16 protein-coding genes are annotated in these 18,652 nt (G+C 40.7%); 1 reads left to right on the top strand and 15 read right to left on the bottom strand.

The features are described from left to right. Positions 1 to 36: 36 nt before the first annotated feature. The 7 genes from IGJ01_RS02310 to IGJ01_RS02280 all read right to left on the bottom strand — a co-directional run bounded on the left by IGJ01_RS02310 (position 37) and on the right by IGJ01_RS02280 (position 8,422). Complete coding sequence (locus IGJ01_RS02310; protein ID WP_430601356.1) at positions 37 to 669, bottom strand: DUF624 domain-containing protein; 633 nt, start codon at positions 667 to 669, stop codon at positions 37 to 39. Between the two features lie 4 nt (positions 670 to 673). Further along, complete coding sequence (locus IGJ01_RS02305; protein ID WP_016609627.1) at positions 674 to 1,567, bottom strand: carbohydrate ABC transporter permease; 894 nt, start codon at positions 1,565 to 1,567, stop codon at positions 674 to 676. Positions 1,568 to 1,579: 12 nt separating this feature from the next. Then, on the bottom strand, positions 1,580 to 2,503 hold the full coding sequence (locus tag IGJ01_RS02300) for an ABC transporter permease (RefSeq protein WP_016609626.1): 924 nt from the start codon (positions 2,501 to 2,503) through the stop codon (positions 1,580 to 1,582). A gap of 102 nt (positions 2,504 to 2,605) precedes the next feature. Continuing rightward, entirely contained in the window at positions 2,606 to 4,192 is a 1,587-nt protein-coding gene (locus IGJ01_RS02295; RefSeq protein WP_430601355.1) for an extracellular solute-binding protein, read from the bottom strand. A gap of 121 nt (positions 4,193 to 4,313) precedes the next feature. Then, positions 4,314 to 5,864, bottom strand: coding sequence for a response regulator transcription factor (locus tag IGJ01_RS02290; RefSeq protein ID WP_430601354.1), 1,551 nt, complete (start codon positions 5,862 to 5,864; stop codon positions 4,314 to 4,316). Further along, entirely contained in the window at positions 5,839 to 7,482 is a 1,644-nt protein-coding gene (locus tag IGJ01_RS02285; protein ID WP_430601353.1) for a sensor histidine kinase, read from the bottom strand. Before IGJ01_RS02285 ends, IGJ01_RS02290 begins: the two co-directional genes overlap by 26 nt. Positions 7,483 to 7,522: 40 nt before the next feature. After that, entirely contained in the window at positions 7,523 to 8,422 is a 900-nt protein-coding gene (locus IGJ01_RS02280; RefSeq protein WP_086332957.1) for a helix-turn-helix domain-containing protein, read from the bottom strand. A gap of 120 nt (positions 8,423 to 8,542) precedes the next feature. Between IGJ01_RS02280 and IGJ01_RS02275 the strand changes: the two genes are divergently transcribed. Continuing rightward, positions 8,543 to 9,808 carry a glycoside hydrolase family 27 protein gene (locus tag IGJ01_RS02275; protein ID WP_430601352.1) on the top strand — a complete coding sequence of 422 codons (1,266 nt, stop codon included), beginning with the start codon at positions 8,543 to 8,545 and terminating at the stop codon, positions 9,806 to 9,808. A gap of 124 nt (positions 9,809 to 9,932) precedes the next feature. Here IGJ01_RS02275 and IGJ01_RS02270 read toward each other — a convergent pair whose 3' ends face one another. The 8 genes from IGJ01_RS02270 to IGJ01_RS02235 form a co-directional block, all read right to left on the bottom strand. After that, positions 9,933 to 11,933 carry a glycoside hydrolase family 31 protein gene (locus IGJ01_RS02270; protein WP_430601351.1) on the bottom strand — a complete coding sequence of 667 codons (2,001 nt, stop codon included), beginning with the start codon at positions 11,931 to 11,933 and terminating at the stop codon, positions 9,933 to 9,935. A gap of 33 nt (positions 11,934 to 11,966) precedes the next feature. After that, complete coding sequence (locus tag IGJ01_RS02265; RefSeq protein ID WP_430601350.1) at positions 11,967 to 12,893, bottom strand: helix-turn-helix domain-containing protein; 927 nt, start codon at positions 12,891 to 12,893, stop codon at positions 11,967 to 11,969. A 137-nt stretch (positions 12,894 to 13,030) separates the two neighbouring features. Then, positions 13,031 to 13,297: a DUF6171 family protein gene (locus tag IGJ01_RS02260; protein ID WP_005232191.1), complete on the bottom strand. Its 267-nt coding sequence runs from the start codon at positions 13,295 to 13,297 to the stop codon at positions 13,031 to 13,033. Positions 13,298 to 13,301: 4 nt separating this feature from the next. Beyond that, on the bottom strand, positions 13,302 to 14,747 hold the full coding sequence (locus IGJ01_RS02255) for an alpha-N-arabinofuranosidase (protein ID WP_218193159.1): 1,446 nt from the start codon (positions 14,745 to 14,747) through the stop codon (positions 13,302 to 13,304). Positions 14,748 to 14,757: 10 nt separating this feature from the next. Continuing rightward, entirely contained in the window at positions 14,758 to 16,380 is a 1,623-nt protein-coding gene (locus IGJ01_RS02250) for a glycoside hydrolase family 43 protein (RefSeq protein ID WP_430601349.1), read from the bottom strand. Between the two features lie 18 nt (positions 16,381 to 16,398). After that, positions 16,399 to 17,355, bottom strand: a complete 957-nt coding sequence (locus IGJ01_RS02245; RefSeq protein ID WP_086299048.1) for a glycoside hydrolase family 43 protein — start codon at positions 17,353 to 17,355, stop codon at positions 16,399 to 16,401. A 15-nt stretch (positions 17,356 to 17,370) separates the two neighbouring features. Continuing rightward, entirely contained in the window at positions 17,371 to 17,787 is a 417-nt protein-coding gene (locus IGJ01_RS02240) for a hypothetical protein (RefSeq protein ID WP_008376104.1), read from the bottom strand. 8 nt (positions 17,788 to 17,795) lie between these two features. Then, entirely contained in the window at positions 17,796 to 18,647 is an 852-nt protein-coding gene (locus tag IGJ01_RS02235) for a carbohydrate ABC transporter permease (protein WP_005227285.1), read from the bottom strand. Positions 18,648 to 18,652 lie beyond the last annotated feature (5 nt).

Here is an 18,652-nt window from a genome sequence, read left to right as displayed (position 1 = left end):
TCTTTTATTTTGAGATTTTATGGTAAATGTACGAGCTTAGACAGTCGTATGCTTTTTTTCAGGTAAAAAGACATACGCATCTTTTTGTTTAAACAAATTAAGTTGAAAATAAACCAGCGGTGTAACACCAAATACGAAGAATAAACCCGGTAGTAGGTAGTAGCAACAGCTGATCCCGACCATAAGGACGAAAATTTGACCGGTCAATCCAGGTTTGCCAAGCATTAGAATCAAACTTTTTTTAAGCATGGGTTTCCAAGCTCGTTCGTGTTGAAAAAACCAAAAGAGATTGGCTAAAAAAAGGAGACTAATCACTATCAGAAGTTGGATCAACAAATAAACGGTTGTATCGGCTTCGGTAAAGACATAGTGTCTCATTAGCATCAAGTCAATCGAAAAAAGGGCTGTTAAAGGAAGGATAAAGAGTCCTAATCGATTCATTCTCCAAAAGTTTTTTCGAAAGCTTTTTGCAAAGGACTGAAACAATTTTATCGCATTTGCTTCTTGATATTTTTCATCATTGCAAAGTTCGTAAACCGCATTGGTTGCTGGCAATAGTCCGAAAAGAACTAAGCCGAATAAGATAAACAGCAGCCAATAGCAATGCAACAGAAATAACAGTAAGCCTTTTTTCCCAATGCTCACATGTAAATCGACTAGCTTATTCATGTACTCACCCTTTCATTGCACCAATCATGACTCCTTTATCAAAGTATTTCTGTAGGAAAGGATAGATCACCAAAATCGGTAAGGTCGAAACAATGATGGCGCCATATTTGATCTGATCTGCATATTGTTGTCCGTAGCCATCACCCAAAGCGCCCGCACCACCTGCAGATGCTTGATTTGATAGTAAAATATCTCGCAGAACGATCTGTAAAGGTTGTTTTTCGTAGTCGCGAATAAATACGAGTCCTGTAAAGAAATCGTTCCAATGTTGGACCAAATAGTAAAGACCCACCACAGAAATGACTGCTTTGGATAGCGGTAGTGCTACAGTAACAAAAAATTTTGCATAGGAGCAACCATCTAGAGCAGCTGCTTCATAGAGACTATCCGGAATGCTTGTCTCAAAAAAACTTCTTGCAATGATCAAATTATAGACATTGACTGCCGAGGGAATAATAAAGACCCACATACTATCGATCAACCCCACATCTCGATAGAGTAAATACGTAGGGATCAAGCCACCATTGAAAAACATCGTAAAGGTAAAGAGAAACATCAAAAGTTTTCGAGGTTTAAATTCCTTTCTTGATAAAGCAAAAGCTGCGGGCAAAGTAAAAATTAAATTGACCGCCGTTCCTCCTAACGTATAAATCAAGGTATTGCGATAACCCGTCCAAATCCTAGCATCTTGTAAAATTTTTTCAAAACCAAAAAAGCTGATATTCCTAGGAAAGAGCGTGACTAATCCTTTAGAAACCATGTTGGAATCACTAATTGAAGCGATGACGACAAAAAAGAGCGGATAGACGACAATCAAAAAGATACTCAAGCAAAGTATGATGATCGCTAGGTTAAAAAGAAGATCTGATTTAGGTTTGTTTGTTAGTGATAGATTCATATAGCCACCCCTTTACCATAAACTACGGTTCGTGTATTTTTTCGAAAGACCATTTGCTAAAACTAAAAAGAGAAAATTAATGATGTTATTGAATAGCCCGATCGCTGTTGAATAACTAAATTGACTGTTTAAGATCCCAATTTTATACACATACGTAGAAATGACTTCTGAGACGCTCAAATTCAAACTATTTTGCATCAGGAAAATCTTCTCAAAGCCAGCATTTAAAACCCCACCCATATTCATAATCAACAAAATAACCATCGTTGGCACTAATGCTGGTATATCAACATGGAGGATTTTTTGAAAACGATTGGCGCCATCGATATCTGCTGATTCATAGAGTTGCGTATCGATACTCGAAAGTGCCGCTAAGTAAATAATGCTGTTCCAGCCACAGTGCTGCCAAACCTCAGAAATGACATAGACGGGCACGAACGTACTGTCGCTCCCCATTAAGTTGACAGAAGAATCCAAGTTCAAGAGGTTGACTAAAACACCTGTTTCTGGTGAAAGAAAGACTTGCAATATCCCTACCATCACGACCGTAGAAATGAAGTGAGGTAAATAAACCGCAGTTTGCATGACTTTTTTTCTTTTAGGGTTTCTGATTTGATTGATGATCAATGCCAATAAAATGGGAGCAATGAACCCAAAAATCAGCGTTGTCACACTGATCCGCAACGTATTGACTATCACGGTTTGGAACATCGGGCTTTCGAAAAATTGTTGGAAATACTTGAAACCGACAAATTCGCCACCAGTGAGTCCCTTCGTAAAATCGAATTCCCGAAATGCTAGTTGGATACCATACATTGGTATGTAATTAAAAACCAAAATGATCGCTAATGCCGGTAAAACCATCAACCATAGCTGCCATTGTCGACTGAAATGAGAAAGTAACCGATTATTTTTTTTCACGAGAACTGTGTCCATGATCTTCACTCCTTTGATAGATTTAGGTAAATGGCTGGTCTTTGTTATTCAAGCATGAACTTGCGATTGCTTTACTCAACTCTGACCAGCCTCACCACTCACTTAATTCCCGTAATATTGATCAAATCCTTTTTGAACGATCTCGATATTTTGATCTAAGCCGCTATTTTGCAAGGTTGTGACATATTGCTCCCACTCATCTTCAATGCCACCTTTTGTCACCCATTTAGCAAATTTTGTCATTGCTTCATTGAGGATCGTTGTATTGTTGTTTGCTAGTGTTGTGGCATCCTCATTACTAAATTTCAAGAGATTGAATGGTACTACTTGTTCTTCAGGAACGATTTTATCCACGTAAGGATGCAACACTTCATCTTGGACCTCATTCGCTTTCATATCTGCGCCAAGTTCGACATCAAGAGCGTCTGAAATATACATTGGACTATTGTCCGCCCAAGTTGTTGTCCACTTCCATGTCCCTGGATCGACATTTTCATCCGCAGGTGGCAAGACGCGGTAAGTGTCCCCCTCTTTTTCGATGTTAGTGCCCAATGACCCAAACAATGCTTGGATTCCGATTTCTGGATCGTATAGCGCATTGACGAATTTTAAGGCTCCGTCCATATTTTTGGTTTGAGAGGAAACAACGGCAAAGTTTACCCCATAATTAAGCGAGGTTTCATAGCTCCATGTCGGTTCCACTCCAGCTTTTTGAATCAATGGTGCCATTGATGTATATTGATCTGCTAACTGATTACCAAATCGGTCTGAAGCTTCCCAGCCCCAAGTAAAACCGACTTTTGCCGTCTCGCCTTCTCCTCTACCAGTGGACTGATAGGCACTATAATCTTGAGAAAAAGCCTTAGGATTAATCAAGCCAGCTTCCCAGCACTTGTTCAAAAATTCCACTGTTTCTTTGTAACGCTCATCAACAAAGAAGTTGCCTACCTGTCCATTTTCAGCAAAGTAGCCGGTATTTCCTCCTTCTGAAACAACGATACCCGTACTTGCTAAAAGCTGCATTGGTTGGAAATAGCCAAAACCGCCGGTTCCAACTGGACTCCAATCCATTGGAATTTCATCGCTAGCATCCCCATCTCCATTCGCATCGTTTTCTTTGAATGCGACCAACACTTCGAATAGTTCATCCCATGTTTCAGGTACGTCTAACCCAAGATTGTCCAGCCACGTTCGATTGATATATTGACGAGAAGCAGATTTAGGCCAAAAACGCTGGTATTTTGGTAAGCCATAGATCTCTCCATTCAGTTGAGTAGCAAGTGCTTTTGTTTCTGGTTTTTCTTCAAACATCTTTTGAACATTTGGCAGGGCATCTAAGTGATCAGATAAATCGGTGAACAAGCCAGGAAACTTCGCAAATTCCGCATCCGTCACAACATTTGGTCCCAGAATCAAATCGGGAATATCTCCAGAAGCCAACATTGGGGCTTTTTTCTGATCCCAATCAGCGGAAACTTCCTCCCACTTTATGGTCAGCTCAAGTTCTTCTTCTAGTTTGTTCAACCACTCAATATCTTTGTTCTTTTGCGTCAAGCCATGCTTTACCACTAACACATTTAACTGGTTGCTTGACGACTCTCCATCTCCCTCACTTGAAGATCCTCCCCCGCATCCAGAGAGCAATCCGATCAATGCTGCGGAACAAAACACCAAACCTAATTTTTTCATTTTCTCATCCCTTTCACTCTTGTTACACTAAGTATAACGTCGAAAATGAAAACGCTTTTATTAACAATTTTTACTTCTACTCTCTTTTTTTTACTCGCCAACCATTTTTACATGATTCGCTTCATTCATAGTCCATAATGTTGCGGTTAAACTGATATGGAGAGATTCCTACACGTTCTTTAAAAACACGGAAAAAATAATTATAGTTCGCAAATCCGCTTTGCCTTGCGACTTCATTGACACTACAAGACGAGATACTCAACAATAATTTTGCATAATCGATCCGCAACTCAGACAAGTATTTTGAAAAAGACTGTCCCCATTGCTGCTTAAACACCCTACTTAAATAGGAATAATTTAAATCAATCGCTTCGGCGCAGGTCTGCAAGCTGATCGGTTCTTTGAAGTGTTGATGAAGATAAAGAATACATTTTTTTACCGGCTCGTCAACAGGCTTAAAGACTTCTTTTTGGAAATTTTTTACACTTAATGAAATGGCTTCAAAAAAATCTGCTTCGATTCTTAGTAACGTATCGAACTGTTGATAATAATTGATTTGAATCATCGTTTCCATCGGCTGTCTAAAGCTATTACTCATCGCTAAACTGATTTGAAAATCAATTTGTGCAATTAGCTCTAAGGCCAGCGAACGTGCGACCCGTTTTTCTCTTATATACTCAAACAGTTTTTTACTATAATATTCGATGTTTTCTGGTTCGATGTATTTGGTATAAAAATAGATTTTTTTCAGATACAAAGCGATCTCATGCTGTTGAAAGACGTTTTTACTGCATTCTTGGCTTGAAAAATGCAGCAACTCATTCGGACGTGAAAAAAAGAGTAAATCTGAGATTCGTTCATCGCTCTTAAATAGTTCTAATACCTCCGACAGTCGATTGCTTACTGGGGATCGCAGGAGAAAAAGTTCAACATCTAGTAAGCGCTTGGCAGCATGGTAGCACTTGTTTTTGATCGTTTCCAAGTAATCATTGATCGCTTTATAGGACTTGATTTTTGCAAACGAGTAGAGCATAAAAAGCTTCCCATCATCAGTCACAAAAGAGAGCATTTCTATGGTTTCATTCTTTGTGTCTAAAATCAATTGCTCTAAAACAGCGCTCACTTTTCGTTTATACTTTTCTTTGTCCCAAACATTTTTGCTGATAGAGATAGGTATCATAACAAGTCCTACCATTTTTTCAGTTACAAAATGCGGATACTGTTGCATCAAGAAACTTGTATTTCCATGAAAAAAGTCACGTAGAGAGGGTGTTTCGTAAGCAGGCGCAGCGATAGGCTTGTTTGTAAAAAAATTGATTTTTTTCAGCGCTTCCGAAATCACTTCCTCGCTCAATTCATGTTTCAAAAGATAGTCAACGACCCCATATTTCATGCTACCACTCGCATAATTAAAGTCGGCATAGCCACTCATCACGATCACTTTAGTCGTGCGATCGATCAGTTCCAATTGTTCTAAAAAGGCTAAACCATTCATAATTGGCATATTCATGTCTAAAAAAATGAGATCTACAGAATAAATCTCCAAATAATTTAACAATTCGTAAGGATTTGCCGTACTGAGCACAATTTCAAATTGAGGGAAATTTTGTAAAATAGTACTTATTTTGTTGCGTGAAATCAACTCGTCATCCAAGAGGGCTATTTTCTTCATCGTCGTTTTCTCCAATCATAGGAAGCTCAATAATGACCCTGGTATAAACCTCTAACTCTGTTTCATATGTGATACCATAGTCTGGACCATAGTAAAGCTTGATTCGTTTATCGATATTATGGATACCAATTTTCGAATAGTGTTTTCCATTGCTTTTTTCTCGATCGTTTATCTGTTTTATCGCTTCTTCTGTTAGTCCATTACCATTATCTTCAACCATTAAACAAAGCTTATCTCCCCTTTTTTCTCCACTTATTTTTATTTGCCCTTTTTCGCTATTCGTTCCAACAAAATTGTGCAAAATGCTATTTTCAACAATGGGCTGCAAAATAAATCGGAGGATACGGCAAGATAAAATCGCTGGATCAAGCGCCCAATGAACATCAAAGCTATCAATATAGGCAACTTTTTGGATGGACACATAGCTTTTGACATGGGCTACTTCTTCAGACAAAGGAATCAAGTCTTGTCCCTTATACATCGTGGCATGCAACAATGATACAAGTGATTTCGAAAGATGGGCAATATTGTTAGCCTGTTGTAATTCAGCCATCCAGGTAATCGAGTTTAACGTATTGGACAGAAAATGGGGGTTGATTTGAGCTTGTAAAAAGTCGATCTCAATTTCTTTTTTCTCTTTTTCTCTGGCTTTATTTTCTTCCATCAAAGTATTGATATTGGCTATCATCGAATTAAAGACTATACTCATTTGTTTTAATTCGTCATTGCCTTGGATCTCAACAGTGGTTGATAAGTCCTTATTCTTGACCCGCTCCATTGCTTGGTTTAATTGATCGATTCGTTTCGACAGTTTTAATATAATCAGCGTAGCCACAAAAATACTCATGCTGACGATCACGATACACAGAAAAATCATCAGTCGTAAATTCTGTGTCAACGGTCCCAAAAATGGCTTTTTAGGGAGATGGAGATGAAACCACGCTTCGACTTCTTCACTATAGAATGATTTCTCATACAAATTGGCTTGGTCTTCATCAATGGTGCCAACTTCAGCAAGCACCGTTTGCTTTTGATCTAACAAGGCGATCTGCGTACCAGCAGGGAGATTTTCTAATTGATCATTAAGAAACTCGCTTGTATGAAGGAATCCCACCAAATGCCCCAGGACTACTTGCCCGACTTTGATTTCATTTTTGATATAAACAGTCGAATCATCAATCTCTCTTGCATAAGCGGCCTCATTGGTGTAACCAATCAGCTTTTCTTCAACAACTGGATCAACTAACCCAAACGACATCAACCGATTTTCTTTGGAATAAATCGCCATTCCCAGCAAATAAGGTTGAAATTGATACAATGGTTCCACGATCTCTTTCAATTCCATAGTCAGCTTGATGCTCTCAAAGGTGTCTCTCGTAATCCGTGGTTGTTCACTGGCCTCTTTCAACGTGTCGTAGCCATCCATAATCAATTTATAATTGATATGATTGAGATCCGTACTGATCGTATGGATATTACGTAAAATAGAGACCTCGATCTCTTTCGCTTGGATCTCCATATTTTTATCAATGATCTTATTCGCGGTATTAGAAAAAAAGAGAATGATCAGTGACGAAGTAACGACATTTGCAATAGTGATCGTTACCATAAGTTTCATTTTTATCTTCAATCGCATCACACTTTCTAACTATCTGTCTTTACTTCATTCTTAAAAAAGCTGTATGTTCCCCTAATATATGTTGTCCTGCTTCTTCTTTGATTTGATGGGTGTAGATTTGACGATAAACTTTAGGACTCATGCCTTTTTTCTGTTTAAAGGTATTGGTAAAGTGCTGCCTACTGTTGAATCCTGCTTGAGCGGCAATTTCGACGATTGGCAGCTGACTATTGCTTAGTAAAAATGCTGCCTGCTTCAGACGCTCACTGGTGAGAAAATGGTTGACCGTCACTCCCAGTTGCTCATGAAAGAGTTTATGCAAGTAGGCTTTCGTAATCCCCACCGCCGTTGCGATTTGGGAGACTTGAATATCTTCATCAAAATGTTGTTGAATATAGTCGATCGCAGCGTTCACATAGCAATTGCCCCGTTTGGTTTCTTTCGTACGTAATGAAAAGGCTAATTCCATCAGCATCCGCTTAAACAAGAGCTCGATCGTAAATTGCCGTTCAGCAGACGGTTGCTCTTGAGTATCATCGATCATTAGCAGCTGCAGCAATGACTTGATCGCTTGTCCAAATTGGCGGACATCGCGACTTTTCGCGTAAGGCTCATTCCATTGTACATTTCCTTTGATGTATGCAAAAACATCACGAACACAAAGGGCGGACGGTGTCTCACTCAGAAGAAATTCAATATTCAGTAATGTGCAGGAATCTCCTTCAACGAGTAAGGCGTGTTCCACAAACGCATTTATGAAAACGAAATCATTTCTTTCCAGAACAATTACTTGATCTTGCACCTTTATCTTACACTTCCCTTTGGTCACAAACATGATCTCACACGCTGGGTGTTGATGTGGATTCATGGAAAAACGCTCAAGGGCAACACTATAGTATGCTGTAATCTTCGCATAGTTTGTTTCTTGTGGAAACACTATTGATCAACTCCTTTTTCATTCGTTGACGATTTCTTTCTTTTTTATTTCTAGTAGACAAAACTTTCCCTCTCTTTTTTATTGCTTACTATACTATAAGAAAAACGTACTAGGAGGAAATCGATGTCTTTTTTACATTTTGCACAAACACCCCCAATGGGATGGAATTCTTGGGACTGCTATGGCGCTTCTGTGACCGAAGCAGAAGTGATCGCCCATGCCGATTTTATGGCAGAGCATTTGAAAGCTTATGGTTGGGAGTATGTCGTCGTGGATATTCAATGGAGCGAACCAGAAGCAAAGTCTACAAGGTACAATGATTTTTATCCGTTGTGTATGGACGACTATTCTCGCTTGATTCCTGCTGAAAATCGTTTCCCTTCAGCAAAAGATGGCGCTGGTTTCAAAAAACTTGGTGACTATCTGCATCAAAAAGGGCTGAAGTTTGGTATCCATATCATGCGCGGCATTCCACGACAAGCAGTTCATCAAAATACGCCGATCAAAGGAACGGATAAACGGGCACGGGACATTGCTATGAATTCAATCTGCCCTTGGAATTCCGATATGTATGGGGTCGATGTTTCATTGCCTGAAGGACAGCTTTATTATGATTCTTTGCTCGAATTATATGCTTCTTGGGGTGTTGACTTTATAAAGGTGGATGATATCGGCGATTCGAAAATTTACGGTGATGCCCATAAAGCAGAAATCAAAGCGATTCGCCGTGCAATCGATCGATCCGGTCGAGAGATCGTCCTTTCTTTGTCTCCCGGACCAGCTGCCCTCAAAAATGGTAGTTTCTTTCAAAATCATGCCAATATGTGGCGCTTGACGGATGACTTTTGGGATCATTGGGATGCCCTTTACGCCATGTTTGACCGAGCAGCAGAGTGGGCACCTTTCGTCCGTCCAGGTAACTGGCCTGACTGTGATATGTTGCCGTTGGGTCATATCGGCATTCGGGCAGTTGATGGTGGCGGTGGTGACAGCTGGACACGTTTTACGGAAGACGAGCAATACTTATTGATGAGTTTATGGACGATCTTCCAATCTCCATTGATGTTTGGTGGTACTTTACCAGACATCGATCTCTTTACCTTACGTTTATTGACGAATACTGAAGTCTTAGAAATGTATCGAAAAATTCATACGAAAAAAGAGTTCTATCGTGATCAAGAGTGGATCATTTGGGAGGCGTTGAGCGACACAGTAGTCTACTATGCCATTTTCAATGTTTCTGATCAAACGCAAACCATCCCAAAATCGATCGCTGATTTACTACCACTTAAAAACGGCACTGAGTTATGGCAACAAAAAGAACAAACAATTGCCAATGCTGAGGTTCCTACTCATGGTGTCTTGTTACTCAAAAGCCCATTACAATAGTCCTTTCAATGAAAGCAACACAATGTGCCGAGCACATTGTGTTGCTTTTCTATTCATATTGTTCTTACCCTCTCAACAAGGTACCTACCAGTCTTACAAACAACTGACCGTAACCATTTCCTGCCTATACTTCATGAATCAAGTAACTCTGTTTTCCCTCTCGTAAAAAGATTGGTAAGGAATCAATTTGTGCCTGTGCGACAATCCATTGTCCACCTTCATAAATAGTTCCATCTCGAGCATCGGTCCATTTTGCTCCTGTTGGCAAATATACCTCACGCTCAGTAGCATGCGCTACAACGATGGGCGCCACTAGAATATCAGAACCATAGAGATACTGTGTTGTCAGTTCCCATACCTGGCGATCCTCTGGAAATTCATAAAAAGTTGGTCGAATGACTGGCGTTCCTTTTTCATGAGCTGCGCGCATCAATTCACGCGAGTAGTCCCGCATCAATTCACGAATTCCAATAAATTTTTTCATAATCTCATAGTTCTTTTCCCCAAACGCCCATATTTCGTTAGCTGCTCCGGTTTGCTCTGTTTCTTCACCATCTGCTTTGAAGATTTTTTTATGGGGAGTACGTGAACCGTGCAATCGCATGACTGGACAAAAAGTCCCGTATTGAAACCAGCGGATCAATAAATCTTGAAAATCTAGACTTGTCACAGAACCACCATGAAATCCGCCGATGTCACTTGTCCACCACGGGATGCCTGCTAACCCCATTTGCATGCCAGCAACGATTTGGTTGCGAAAGTCTTGGTAAGTCGAATGAATATCGCCGGACCAAACCAATGCCCCATATCGTTGGCTACCCGCCCAAGCACAACGAACCAATTTGATTGAATGTTCTTTTTGTGAGGAAGCTTCTCCCTCATCAAAACCACGAACATACTCACGGGGATAAATATTGCCTTTTTGCAACACACTCCCTACATAATAACGATAGGAATCATAGTCATACGTACCAAATTCTGGTTCAGCCTCATCCAACCAAAACAAGCGAATGCCGTTATTGACATAATTTTTTGATACTTTCTCCCAGACATAGTTTCGAGCTTTAGGATTTGTTGGATCATAAAAGATGTTATTCCCATGAAACAACATCTGTACATCAATGCCGCGATCCGTTTTGACTAATAAGCCTTGTTCTTTCATCTCTTGAAAATTCTCACTACGCGTGTCGATTTGGGGCCAGATCGATACCATTAGCTCGATTCCATATTTATCTCGTACTCCTTCTGCCATCGCCTTGGGGTCTGGAAAGAAATTTTCATCAAAGCGAAAATCACCACAGCGCGGCCAATGATAATAATCGATCACTAGTACATCAACGGGAATGTTCCGCTCTTTGTGTTCCCTAGCGATCGCCACTACTTCCGCTTGTGTCGCATAGCGAAGTTTACATTGCCAAAATCCTAGACCATATTCGGGCATCATAGGTGCCCGTCCTGTCACTTGGCTAAATTGTTCTTCGATTTGAGCTGGTGTCTCTCCAGCAGTGATCCAGTAATCCAATTGCTTCGTACTTTCGGCACGCCATTCGGTCGTATTTTTACCAAAAGAGACCGAACCGATTGCTGGATTGTGCCAAAAAAAGCCGTATCCTTTGTTTGATAAATAAAAGGGGATCGAAGCTTGTGAATTTCGATGCGCTAATTCTAAATTACACCCTTTTAGATCAAAAATATCCTGTTGATATTGCCCCATACCATAGATTTTCTCCTCACGATTGGCTTCGAAAGTAGCTTTCAGTTGAAAATCTCCTCCAATAATCGACTTAAAAAACCGCGCCTTCTTCAAGAGCGCACCGCCAGATGCTGCCTCTTTCAAAATCACTTCGCCTTTTTGATTGTAAAAAGTGATCTTGCCATAGTTGTTCCAGCCTGCGTCTTTGGTGACTACTGCGTGGATTTTTCCATTACCGATAGCTCCTACATCCCCCTCAATCGCAACCTCGGCCTTAGAATCTTGTGTTAATAATGCGCAGCAGGATAAATCTAGTTCACCAGACGGTGCACTCACCACCCGCAAACTGTTCGTGCCCCAAGCAATAATGCGCACGACTTCATTTTCATTTTGAAATTCGAGGTAATTCTCACCTATTGAAAAAAACGACATTTTTGAACCCTCCTTTTTTTCAGTATAGCTGGATTACAGAGGGCTATCCTTCGATTTTATGGCGTGTTCTATCGTAATCATGTCATTTTTCCGATATTGTGTAGGGGTCTCACCAAACATCTTTTTGAAGCACATAGAAAAATGATTACTATTACAAAAACCGACAGCTTGAGCGATCGCCACCATGGTCAAATCAGTCTCTCGCAACAATTCTGCCGATCGGACCAAGCGATAATGATTTAGATAAGCCATTGGGGAAGTTCGAAATGATTGTTTAAAAAATCGTGTAAATTGCTCTTTACTTAAGGAAACAGAATCGGCTAAATCTTGCAATTGGATCATTTCATGATAATTAGTATGAATATAAGATAAAACCACTTTTTCCCGTTTTTCTTGGAGGCGCTCGCTTGATTTTTTTGCTGGCTGGTCGGTCCCAACTTCTAATAGATATGACAAGAGTTGGATAACGATCCCTTTCAGACGTAATTCACGATAGGACGATTTCCCCATAAAGCATTGATCAAATAGTTGAAACAAGCTGAGACTTTGTTGACTTTTATCTGGAAAATCCACATAAGAAGTAACACATTCTTGTATCAAAAAAGGGTCGATTTGTTGGCTTTGAATTCTATCTGATTGCCGACTCGTAATTAATTTTTCAGAAAAAACGATACATGAAAAACGGCAGCTTTGTTGTGCGATTCGATAGGCAGTGTGTAAAGTATTGGGAGGAATCAGTACGATCGTATTTGCCTTAATCTTGCGTGAGACTCCATTAACGACTAATTCTAGCTGTCCTTGATGGACACATAAAATTTCGATTTCTTTATGCCAATGTGGCACAAAAAAGAATTCTCGCCAAACACTCACTAAATTAGGATAATATGCTAATGGGAAATCTTCCGTGCCATGATTCGCAGCTTCATAATAAGTAAGCGCTGCGGGTTGATTTATTTTCATTGAATCACTCGCTCACTTTCCACTTTATTAACATTGTTTTTCGTTTAATCATAGCGTATCTACAACGATTATGTAAGCGTAATCAAAAAAATGTTTTATCTGTTGATCCTTCTGACCAATTGAAACAAACAGGACAGCTACTTGACGAGCTGTCCTGTTTGTTCCCACATTCCTGCAGGACAGTTTTTCTTAGCTAAATTTGCGCGAAACCGATAAAAGCAGCCGCATTTGGTACAGGTATGATTCAATCGCAATGGACAAGTCTCACAAACAACGATTCTCCTACTGACGATCTCCGGCGAAGCCAAGTCGCTTTCTAAAGAAAGTTGTTCTGCAATCAAGGATTCAATGTCTTCCTGTGCTGCTGCAGCAGCATCTTTCACTTCGCATCCTTTACAAGTCATGGGATCAGACTGTCAATGAGATCGTTAGAACACTCATTGCTGGCACCCGCAAGCTGACTTTGTTCTCTTTAACATCGTAAGCGGTGAAGTCTTGGATCACCACATCTTCAGGATGATCAAAATCATTGTGTGCGTTCATTTTGTCCCCCACGATATAACGAGCTTCTTTCACTTCATTGATCGCTGTTTCCAGGGAGAAGGATAATTCTTCCGTGCCTTGGGTAGCAAAATTACAAACCGATAGATGGATCGTATCTTCTTTTTTCGAAATCGTATACGTAATGGTATCGCTGCTGGTTCCATGGCTATCAATGGTTTCAGCATCTTGATGGACTTTGTACAAATCAAAGACATGATAGCTTGGGGTTTTCACCATTTGTTCGCCATCTGTCAAAATCATCGCCTGCAGGACGTTGACGGTTTGTGCGATATTTGCCATATGCACTCGCTTGGCATGTTTATGGAAAATATTCAAGGTGATCGCTGCGACCATGGCATCACGGATCGTATTTTGTTGGTATAAGAAGCCTGGATTCGTACCAGGTTCTGCTGAGAACCAAGTGCCCCATTCATCAACAATGATTCCCACACGCTGTTCTGGGTCATACTGGTCCATAATCGCGCTGTGGCGGGTCAATAATTCATCCATGTAGGCTGCTTTTTCACAGGTCACTTGCCACTCTGCCTCATCAAATTCCAAGGCGCTACCTTTTTCTTCCCAGCCTTGCGGATGAACGTAGTAATGCAAGCTTAGGCCGTCCATCAACCAATGGGCGTTTTTCATCAGCGTTTCTGTCCAATGATAGTCTGCGACATTCGCTCCGCCGGCGACTTTGTAGATTTTTTTGTCGCCGTATTGGCGGACATAGGTTTGATAGCGGCGATACAGATCCGCATAATACTCTGGCCGCATATTGCCGCCGCAGCCCCAGTTTTCGTTTCCTACGCCAAAAAATTTCATTTCCCACGCTTCTTCATGGCCATTTTCTCTGCGAAGATCAGCCATCGGAGAAATGCCATCCATCGTGATGTATTCCACCCATTCCGACATTTCTTGCACCGTTCCGCTGCCGACATTGCCGTTGACATACGCATCACATTCCAGCTGCTTGATCAATTCAAAAAATTCATGGGTCCCGAAATGATTGTTTTCAGTCACGCCGCCCCAGTGGGTGTTGACCATCGTTTTGCGGTTTTCTTTAGGACCAATCCCGTCTTTCCAATGGTATTCATCGGCGAAGCAGCCGCCTGGCCAACGTAGCACAGGGATTTGAATGTTTTTCAGTGCTTCAACCACATCAATCCGCATCCCATTTTTATTTGGGATCGGCGAATCTTCTCCAACGTATAATCCTTCATAGATACAACGGCCTAGATGCTCTGCAAAATGACCGTAGATATATTTGCTGATCGTTGTTCCTGATTTTGTGTTTTGAATGTTAATCGTCATTGTTATACTCCTATTCTTTGATTCCCCAAATGGATTCATTATTATCGCCAATCGTTGAAAACGTTAATTTTTGCTGCTCAAATTCTGTTATTTCCTGACTTAATAAGATACCTTTGAAGGTCGCTTCTTCAAAAGTCAATGCCAAGTATCCCGCATCGTACGTCCAAGTTCCGGTCAAGTCACCAGTAACGCTTCCATCTTTTTGAAGCTCGATTGTCTGCGTTTTTAGCATGGTCGTTCCATTGTCGGTACCATGGTTAATGATTTCATAGCGTCCGATAATGTTATCTTCTGACAAAGCATCTGCTACTTGTTCATTGCCTCGATACTCGTAGGGTGCTGGAACTGGCCAGCCCTCCTCATTCATATACATTCTGTTGACCCGCACTTCATGGGCTTCGGTTCCATTGTTAAAGCGCGTATGGTACACCAAGGACCACTGACCATTCTCATCGATGATCGCCGAATTGTGTCCCGCTGCTCGATACCCCATTTGTTGAAACGAGAATTGGTAGTTGCCAATCAATTTGATGCCGTAGTTTGAATTTTGGTCCCCTTGTTCGAAGATTGGGCTATTTCCTTGGGCATCAAGGTAAGGTCCTTCTGGTTTTTCAGCGCGAAATAGTCGCATATTGTAACCACCTTTTGCTGCTAAACCACCATAAGTGACGAATAGGTAATAATAATCGGTTTCCTTATCATAAACAATATAGGGACCTTCTCCTGATTGATGATAGCCGCCAAAAAGCTTGATCCCGAAATAGCGATCAATGATACGCCCATCTTCCGTCGTGCTATCTTCCCCAGGATACATTGGTTTTCCAGTGGCTGGATCAACTTCCAATAAAAAGATACCGCCAGACCAAGAACCATAGGTCATCCATAGTTTCCCTTCTTCATCATAAAACAACGCTGGATCAATGGCGTTTGGCGCATAATCGGTGTTATACGTCAGACCATCTTCGATCGCCCAGTTTTCACTGAACCCACTGATTTTCCCCTCTTTGATCAATTTCGCCAAATGGGTATTTTGATAGTTGGTATTGCGTTCACTACCATCTGTCGAATCTTTTTCTGTAAAGCCAGAATAGATCACGGTATCCGCATAGCTATAGGGTCCTTCGATTGTTTTAGCTACGGCCAATCCAATCGCTGAACGCCGCCAAGTAGAACTAGCTGAGTAGTAGAGCATATAGGCTCCTTTGTCTCCATTTGACCATTCATAATCAGCATTCCAAATGACATCTGGTGCCCAAAGGCTGTAACCACCTTTTGAATCGGCATCATCGTAGCCTGCCCATTCAAAAGTCTCAGCTAGATTTTCTTTTGTGTTACCATAGATCATATTGTCTTCCATTGATTCATATTCGTGAGTGAAAGGTACTTCCCAAGTTTGTAAATCTTCTGTTTTCGCTTGGGCGAGATGCGAACCAAATACGTAAAACAGCTCTTGGTCACCAACATGAATAGAAGTAATCGATGGGTCATGAATCGACACTCGATTTTTTGTCGTTGTTTCCCACTCCTTTTGTGAAAGTTGCTCAGCAGCATCTCCTGTTTGACAGCCAGCAAGAAATAAACTAGTAAAAAAAACGGACATGGTTAAACAGAGCATTTTTCTTTTTGTATTCATTTTTTCCCTCTCTTTTATCTATCCTTTGACTACACCGGGTTCGCCAAAATCAGGCAATCCATTTTTCTTCCAAGTAAACGGTTGGACGTACGCATGTCGATTGGGATTTTCTAAAGGATTACTGTAATCATTTTTTTCTGGTCTTGCATGATACACTAAGATATCTTGTTTCCCCTCCTCATCGACTGTAAAGGAGTTATGTCCTGGTCCGTATAGGGAATTTTGTTCAGAACTTGAAAAGACTGGTTCCTTCAACTTATGCCAAGAATACCCATTCAATAGATCACTATCCTCATCTGCCCACAACAGTCCCATCGCGTAGTTTTCATCCGTCGCACTGGCTGAATAAGTAATGATCACTTTTCCATTTCTAATCAAAGCAGCTGGAGCTTCGTTCACTTTGAAGCCGATTTTTTCCCATTCATAATAAGGAATGCTCAGCAGAATCTGCTTTCCTTTCAATGTCCAAGGATTTTCCATCTCTGATAAATAAAGATTGGAATTGCCTGGAATGTTTGGATCTGCTTGTGCCCAGACATAATACAATCGGTTCCTGTGTTCAAATACCGTAGCATCTAAACTGAAACTCTCAAATTGCGTCTCGATCTGTCCTTTTTCTACCCACTCGCCTGCAAAGGGATCTTCATTCGCATTTTCGATCGCAAACATCCGATGATGATGCTGATCATTTCTGACTTCTCCATGATCTGCAGCAGCAAAATAGATGTACCATTTTCCTTGAATAAAATGAATCTCTGGTGCCCAGATCAGCTCACTCATGGGGCCTTCGGCATGAGCCGTCCAGATGACTTTCACTTCACTGTCAGCCAGACCTTTCAAGGTTTTCGCACGCCTTAATTCGATTTCCTGATACCCTGGTTTTGATCCAGTGAAGTAATAATATCCATCGGTATGCTTGTATATCCATGGGTCTGCACGTTCTAATACAATCGGTTCCAAATAATTTTCTGCCATAAATTCTACACCTTCTTAAAAAATTCCATTTTCCGTTTTTAGTATTTTTATTGCTTTGTTTTTAGACATATACATCGTCGTAGCTAGTAAATAGAGGACGACACCGATCACATCATAGATGATCAAATGGATGATGACACAGGCGATCATCCAACGTATCGTTCCTTTGTTTATTTGTTTGTCTCGCATATTCTTCGCGTTGATCCAACTGATAACGCCCATCAAAATCGTCGCTAACGCAACGATCATAACTACCTTCGATATCATTCCTACCAGACTTGACTGCAAGTATTCATACTGATTTTGATTTTGAAATGCTGCGATCCCTTGTTCTTCAAACCAAGGATAATACCCAAACATCGTTACGAGACCAATACAGACATCCCAGACCGCACTGGCACGTAGTAAATTTCTTTCCAATTTTCGATTCATGATCTTCACTATCCTTTTATTCCTGCATTTAAGTTCATAGATTCAATGAAGTATTTTTGAGCAAATAGAAACAGCATGACGGTTGGAATGATCGCAATCAATGCCGAGCCCATCAATTGACCAATCATTCGGTAGTTGCCATAAATGTCTTGTAGTAATAGCAAACCGGCTGTAATCGGCATCTTACTAACATCCGTATACACGATCACTGGCCACAAGAAATCATTCCATGAGCCTGTGAAAGAAAAGAGGCCTGCAACGATCAACACAGGTTTGATCAAAGGAACGATGATCTCTGCAAAAATTGTAAATTCATCTGCACCATCCATTCGTGCTGACTCGTCAAATTCAAGCGGGATACCTTTCATAAACTGTCGCACAAGAAAGATATTTCCCATCCCTGCTAAGCCTGGAATAATCATAGCAAGAGAAGAGTTGACCCAGCCGAAGGTTTCAATGATTTTGTAAGACGGGATCAAATTCACTACACCGGGAAACATCGAGATCCCCATCAAAAGATAAAAGATACGATCACGGTATTTAAACCGCATTCTGCCATAGCCATAAGCGGTCACTGAAACAACGATCACAACTAAAACAGTGTGCGTGACTGCGATAAACATTGAATTCCATAACCACTGCATAATTGGTGCAGTAGACGTATTAGTCAAAATCGCTACATAGTTATCTAATATCCAGTTTACGGGTAATAAACGAAACCCAGTAGAGACGATTTCGGTTTGAGAACGAAAAGAAGTGGCAAAGCTAAAAATCAATGGAATAACCCAGATGATACATAAAACGATCAGAAACAAATATGCGATGACCATACTAGGTATATGTTTCTTTTGTGTATTCATTTTTT

The organism is Enterococcus sp. AZ089, assembly GCF_050547225.1.
GTDB lineage: Bacteria > Bacillota > Bacilli > Lactobacillales > Enterococcaceae > Enterococcus_D > Enterococcus_D entomosocium.
Note: the sequence above shows the minus strand (reverse complement) of the source record. Positions and strands in the feature narration are given on the sequence as shown.

Bases quoted from the DNA above. Each gene is read 5' to 3' on its own strand.
- IGJ01_RS02250 (WP_430601349.1), bottom strand. From the start codon at position 16,380: ATGAATACAAAAAGAAAAATGCTCTGTTTAACCATGTCCGTTTTTTTT.
- IGJ01_RS02300 (WP_016609626.1), bottom strand. From the start codon at position 2,503: ATGGACACAGTTCTCGTGAAAAAAAATAATCGGTTACTTTCTCATTTC.
- IGJ01_RS02255 (WP_218193159.1), bottom strand. From the start codon at position 14,747: ATGACGATTAACATTCAAAACACAAAATCAGGAACAACGATCAGCAAA.
- IGJ01_RS02295 (WP_430601355.1), bottom strand. From the start codon at position 4,192: ATGAAAAAATTAGGTTTGGTGTTTTGTTCCGCAGCATTGATCGGATTG.
- IGJ01_RS02270 (WP_430601351.1), bottom strand. From the start codon at position 11,933: ATGTCGTTTTTTTCAATAGGTGAGAATTACCTCGAATTTCAAAATGAA.
- IGJ01_RS02275 (WP_430601352.1), top strand. From the start codon at position 8,543: ATGTCTTTTTTACATTTTGCACAAACACCCCCAATGGGATGGAATTCT.
- IGJ01_RS02310 (WP_430601356.1), bottom strand. From the start codon at position 669: ATGAATAAGCTAGTCGATTTACATGTGAGCATTGGGAAAAAAGGCTTA.
- IGJ01_RS02260 (WP_005232191.1), bottom strand. From the start codon at position 13,297: ATGACTTGTAAAGGATGCGAAGTGAAAGATGCTGCTGCAGCAGCACAG.
- IGJ01_RS02235 (WP_005227285.1), bottom strand. From the start codon at position 18,647: ATGAATACACAAAAGAAACATATACCTAGTATGGTCATCGCATATTTG.
- IGJ01_RS02285 (WP_430601353.1), bottom strand. From the start codon at position 7,482: ATGAAACTTATGGTAACGATCACTATTGCAAATGTCGTTACTTCGTCA.
- IGJ01_RS02245 (WP_086299048.1), bottom strand. From the start codon at position 17,355: ATGGCAGAAAATTATTTGGAACCGATTGTATTAGAACGTGCAGACCCA.
- IGJ01_RS02290 (WP_430601354.1), bottom strand. From the start codon at position 5,864: ATGAAGAAAATAGCCCTCTTGGATGACGAGTTGATTTCACGCAACAAA.
- IGJ01_RS02305 (WP_016609627.1), bottom strand. From the start codon at position 1,567: ATGAATCTATCACTAACAAACAAACCTAAATCAGATCTTCTTTTTAAC.
- IGJ01_RS02240 (WP_008376104.1), bottom strand. From the start codon at position 17,787: ATGAATCGAAAATTGGAAAGAAATTTACTACGTGCCAGTGCGGTCTGG.
- IGJ01_RS02265 (WP_430601350.1), bottom strand. From the start codon at position 12,893: ATGAAAATAAATCAACCCGCAGCGCTTACTTATTATGAAGCTGCGAAT.